A 5,349-nucleotide genomic window follows, 5' to 3' on the forward strand; every position below is an offset into this window, starting at 1 on the left:
TGCCGCACCCTGCCTGTGACTGGATAGAGCGCGCGCGATCATCTCAAGCTGTGGATGCCACGGCTGATTGGTGTAGATGAGGTAGCCGCCGCTTTTTACGCTGCTTGAAAAGCCTTGTAGCGCAGTGCGCACGACCGAGTTATCAGGAAAAAGCTCAAACAGCCCAGACACGACGCCTAGTGTATATGCATCCTGCAGACCCTCGTAGCTAGCGGCTTCGAATGCATTTGCCTGCGTAAAGCTCGCGACGTCCTGCAGCCCGCGCTCTTTTATCATTTCACTGCCGGCTTTTACGTTTATGTCGCTGTAGTCGCGTAGCGTTATGCGCTCAAATTTATGCCCCTGCGCAGCGTCTAGTATGTATCTGCCGTGTCCCGAGGCGATGTCGAGCAGTCGTAGTGGCTCGCCGCGCTCCTGTAGCTTTGCTACGGCTTGATCGATAGCTAGCTTGATATTTCGCTTGCGCTCTCTGATACCGCGCCAGCCGATAGCGTTTAGGTAAAATTTGTCGATAAATTTAAAAAATTTATTCGCCCCTTGCGGTTCGTTTCGGTAGACATAATCAAGCGTACTGCCGCTATCGTAGCCGGTATTTTCGCCGATCTTTAGCCCGCCGACCCACGGCGAAACCGCCTGCATAAATACCCGCTGGAATTTAAACCGCAAATTTTTCGGGCTAAATCTTGGCAGCGGCGTAGCTAGCCTATCGGCCTCCTCGCGGCTAAAGCCGTATTCGTCCGCGTGCGTGCAGTCCACCTCGCTAAAAGGCGCTCTAAAGCGCTCGCCGACAAACTCACGCACTATCTCAAACGCCCTCTCCCGCTCGCTCTCGCCCAGCGTATCGTGGTAAAATCCCTCTAAAATCTCGCGCCTTTTTACGCGCGCGCCAAGAGCGTTGTAAAACTCGTGCTGCGGGGCGTGCTCCACGACCCAATCATCGCCCGAGATCAGCAGTAGCGTAGGCGTCGTGATCGCGGCGGCGTCCGAAACCACGCGCTGCGCCGCTTCGTAAAGCCCAAGCAGTATGCGCACCGAGATCGCGCGAGTGATGAGCGCATCGGCGTCGTAGCTTGCCTGACGCTCCTTGTCGTGAGTGAGATAGTGGGCCTTGACGTAGCTGTTTACGAAAAAATTTCCGCGAGCGGAGTAGATCGCCTTTAGTCCCGCTCTAGCAAACGGTACGTAAAGCTTCACGCTAAACGCCGGACTAGCTAGCACCGCGCAGCGAACGCGCGGAGCGTAGTCGTGCAACCACGCCGAGACCAGCACCGCGCCCACGCTTTGAGCTATCACGGCTAAATTTTGCGTCTCAAAGCCAAATCTCTGCTCGATATGCGCCACAAACTCGTCCACGTCGGCGATGAGGCGGCCGATACTGGGCGCATCGCCCCGCTCGCCGTCGCTCCTGCCGTGTCCGCGCTGATCCCACGCAAAATAGCTCAAACTCTCGTCCGCTAGCCCCTCCGCCACGTGCGTCGTCCTGCCCGAGTGCTCGTGTCCGCGGTGAAATATCGCTACAGCTTTGGCGTTTGGCGCGGCTTTAAATTTGAGATTTTGCTCAGCGTTTTCGCTAGGCGTTTTGCTCAAATTTGACGCAGCGCATTTGCCCGTTTCGTTTAAATTTGAGTCCGAGTTTTCACCGCCGTTTGGTAAATTTTGCTCGTCCGATTTGCCTTCGCCGCCAAAATCAGACTTCGCATTTTCATCCGCGCCGCCTGCTTGCTCGCTAGTCAAATTTGACGTTTCGTTTGCGGCCCCGGTGCTTAAATTTGATCCGTCAAATTTGCCGTCCTCGTTCAAATTTACTTCATTTACGCCCGGGTTTTCGCACGCCACGTCGCTAGCCAAGCGGTATCTGTAAAATATCCTCGCCCCGTCGCTGGTTATAAAATAGCTCTCTTTAAACTCCATTTTTTACCTTTCTTACTTAAATTTATCGGTTTTTACGCTTATTTTATCCTAAAATGCCCCGTTATCTCGTAAACATTTAGCACGTCCTCCTCCTGCGCGCCAAGCCCGATGTTGTGGATCACGAGCGGGGTTTTGTCGGCGGCAAATTTATCCGAAACTATGCCGATATGCGGCCTGCCGTTATCCAGCCGCCACGTCACGATATCGCCGGCTTTAAACTCGCCCTTTGCCTCGTAACCCTTGCGTTTTAGATAGGTGGCGATGTTTGGCACGCGGCGATGATCGATATCCTGTCCGTGCAGCGCCCTAACTACGACGTCGGTGCAAACGCCTCTTATCATATCCACGTCGCCCATCGGATAGGCTAGCCTCTCGTACGAAGGATCGTAAAACAGCGTCCGCCCGACCTGTACCCTAGCGTCTTGCACGAGCTTTTCGGCCGAAAATGCAAAGGCAAAATTTGCCGCGAGTGCTAAAAGTAAAATTTTGCTCCAAATTTTCATCAAAACCTCACGCGTAAAAATATCTAACTATGTGAAAAAATATCGGCGCCGCAAAGCACAGCGAGTCCATACGATCAAGCATCCCGCCGTGCCCGCTGATCATGTAGCCCCAGTCCTTGACGCCTAGATCGCGCTTGATCGCAGACATAACGAGCCCTCCTAAAAAGCCCATCATACAAACGGCAAGCCCGATGAAAAACGCCCCTACCGCGCCAAAAGGCGTGAGATGATGCAGATACGCGGCCAGCGCGCTAGCGCTAAGCACCCCTCCCGCAAAGCCGACCACCGTCTTAGACGGGCTGATGCTAGGCGCGATCTTGCGTTTGCCAAAAAGCTTGCCCCAGACGTACTGCAGCACGTCGCTAGATTGCACGATCAGGATCAAAAACAGCATCAGCTCCATGCCGCTACCTTGCTTAAGATCCAGCAAAAGAAGTGCCGGTATGTGCGAGATACAAAACACGCAGATCATCAGCGCCCACTGGATCTTCGTCGAGCGCTCCAAAAAGTATGCCGCGTCGCCGCAAATAGCTGCCAAAATCGGCAAAAACAAAAATCCGTAAACCGGGATAAATATCATCGCCATCGCATACCAATCAGCATATATAAATATATACTGCGCGGGCAAAATCACGTAAAAGCACGCCACGAGCGCGATGTGATCGCCTCTGCGGATGTAGATGAGCGACAAAAACTCGCGCAATGCGGCAAAAGATACGAGCAAAAACAAAAATATCACGGCGTTTTTGCCCATATAAGTAAACGCAAAAATGACCAAAATCATCGCCCACCAGGCGTTTATGCGCGAGGTCAAATTTGCGATAGTTTTGTTCTCGGCGCCAAATTTTGCCTTTAGGATAAAGGCAACGACGCTAGAGATGACTAGCACCGCGATGAGTCCTAAAAATAGATTTAAGATATGATTTTGCGGGTTCATTTTAGTGCCTTTTGGTTAAATTTAAAGCTAAATTTGACATCTGTTTTGAAGCGCCCGAACGAGCTGAATTTACGCGCGTTTGGTTTGCTCTGCGGGCGGCTTGCTTGATTAAATTTGTTAGCGAAAAAAGCTCGCGCCTTGGGCTCGCGCTTGGGTCAAATTTGTTTTGTGGCGAGGCGAGCGCTTTAGCCCGTGTTTCGCGTTCAAATTTGACGCTTTTAGCCGCCGCTCTCAAAGGCTCGCCGTCAAATTTTTCGTAAAAATCGGTCGCAAATTTACCTCGCTCGTTTGACCTTTTCGTTTGACGGATTTATAGGACTCAAATTTACCGCCCTGGCCAAAGCCGTCGCGCTAGGCTTTCGTTCTATCATTTTGCGTATCGCTCATCGCTAGCAGCGCGTCCTGCGCCTTTTGTAAAAACTCGCCCTTGCCTTCGCCTCCGTACGATATCTCCTCGCCTACGATCAGCTCGCAAAGCAGCGGGATGGGTATCATAAAGCCCTTGGGCAGGACGTTGCGCGCGTTTTTGATCCAAATCGGCACCAAAGGCACGGAGGGGCACTCCTGCGCCAAACGAAATACCCCGCTTTTAAACGGCTGAAGTGCTAGGTCGTCGTTCATCTTGCGCGTGCCTTCCGGAAAGATGATGAGAGAGTGCGTCTGCAGCGCGTCGCTCATTTGTGCTAGTGCTTCTAGCGGGTCTTTGCGGCGACTTATTAGCACCATGTTAAACACGTTTTTAGCAAGAAACCTGCGCACGGGCCCGCCCTCCCAGTACTCCGCCGCCGCGACGGGGCGCACGCGCTTTCTCACGCGGTAGGGCAGCGAGACGAAAATCAGCAAAAAATCGCCGTGGCTAGCGTGGTTCGCGTAGTAAATTTTAGTACCCTCGCCGATATTTAAAAGCTCCTGCGGCGGCCGTACGCCCGTGATAAATATCGTGATGCGGCAAAGGATAAAATCAAGCGCGGCCGCTAAAAAATTTTTCATCTTGTATCCTTTTACTCTTTTGTTTTTCAAATTCATTTTTTGTGACGCCCTCAATTTTACGATTGCGTGCGGCAAATGAGCTTCTTGCCCATCTCGCTGAAAACGAGCTAGACATAAATTTGAGGCGATTAAAGCTGATACGGTTTTAAGTAATGCCTACAATTTGCCGCTTTTGCTACTTGCCTTTGATTTCGCCGACTTTGATAAAACGCTCGAAATTAACTAAGCGCATTTTGCGGGCCGCGTCTTTTAAAACGTCTAAATTAAGCGGACAAATTCGTCGCGATATTTTATCCTCGTCTCAAAAAATCTCGTAAATTTAAACAAGTCCAAATTTATAACGATTACGTGCCCGCGCCGAGGCGAGCTTAAAACTTTTGCAATTATATCAAATTTAGACAAATTTACCTTGCGTAGATTTTGGAGATAGCTATTAAATTTATCCTCGTCCGAGGCTCCTTATTCCCCGCTTTTTAGTCCCATCCTCACGCGGTTTGCGCAAGTAAGCGCAAGCAAAAATATCGCGGCGTAAAGTACCCAGCTAAACCACTCTGGCAGTCGCCCAGATAGCGCATATACCGTACCGATAAGCCCAAATATAAACGCGCGGTCGCTCTTGCCCATAGGCCCGTCATATCGCCTACCACAACCGTGCACCTGCCCTAGAACGCCTAAAAACTCACTCATAAAAGATAGAAAGATAACGAGCACGATAACGCCCCAGTCAAACGGCGCTACGAAGGCAAACGGCAGATACAGCGCGGCGTCCGAGATGACGTCCGTAGCTTCGTTTAGGTAGCCGCCCAGCGGGCTTTTTTGATTAAACTCGCGAGCCAGCATGCCGTCGATGGCATTTAGCGCCATACGCAAAAACATCCAAGCGGGCAGCAGAAAAAATAGCGTCGAAACTTCGGCGAATTTTATCAGAAGTCCGCCCAGCAGAACGGAAATGACGCAGGCTGTGATCGTGACTTGATTTGCGCTGACGCCCGCGCCGTGAAGACGTCT

At 51.4% G+C, this 5,349-nt stretch carries 5 protein-coding genes; all 5 read right to left on the bottom strand.

The annotated features are described in order from the left end of the window. Positions 1-1,911, bottom strand: a 1,911-nt coding sequence (locus tag Q0257_RS00605) for a bifunctional alpha/beta hydrolase/class I SAM-dependent methyltransferase (RefSeq protein WP_298020235.1), incomplete at its 3' end; no start/stop codon positions are given. 38 nt (positions 1,912-1,949) lie between these two features. Beyond that, positions 1,950-2,414 (bottom strand): DUF1287 domain-containing protein, encoded by a 465-nt coding sequence (locus Q0257_RS00610; protein ID WP_298020238.1) that lies wholly within the window; start codon positions 2,412-2,414, stop codon positions 1,950-1,952. Between the two features lie 7 nt (positions 2,415-2,421). Further along, positions 2,422-3,351: a phosphatidate cytidylyltransferase gene (locus Q0257_RS00615; RefSeq protein WP_298020241.1), complete on the bottom strand. Its 930-nt coding sequence runs from the start codon at positions 3,349-3,351 to the stop codon at positions 2,422-2,424. A 351-nt stretch (positions 3,352-3,702) separates the two neighbouring features. Then, positions 3,703-4,341 (bottom strand): lysophospholipid acyltransferase family protein, encoded by a 639-nt coding sequence (locus tag Q0257_RS00620; RefSeq protein ID WP_298020244.1) that lies wholly within the window; start codon positions 4,339-4,341, stop codon positions 3,703-3,705. A 459-nt stretch (positions 4,342-4,800) separates the two neighbouring features. Continuing rightward, positions 4,801-5,349 (bottom strand): CDP-alcohol phosphatidyltransferase family protein (locus Q0257_RS00625; protein WP_298020246.1); only part of this gene is annotated, 549 nt, incomplete at its 5' end.

The sequence above is a fragment of the uncultured Campylobacter sp. genome, assembly GCF_938018035.1.
Lineage (GTDB): Bacteria > Campylobacterota > Campylobacteria > Campylobacterales > Campylobacteraceae > Campylobacter_B.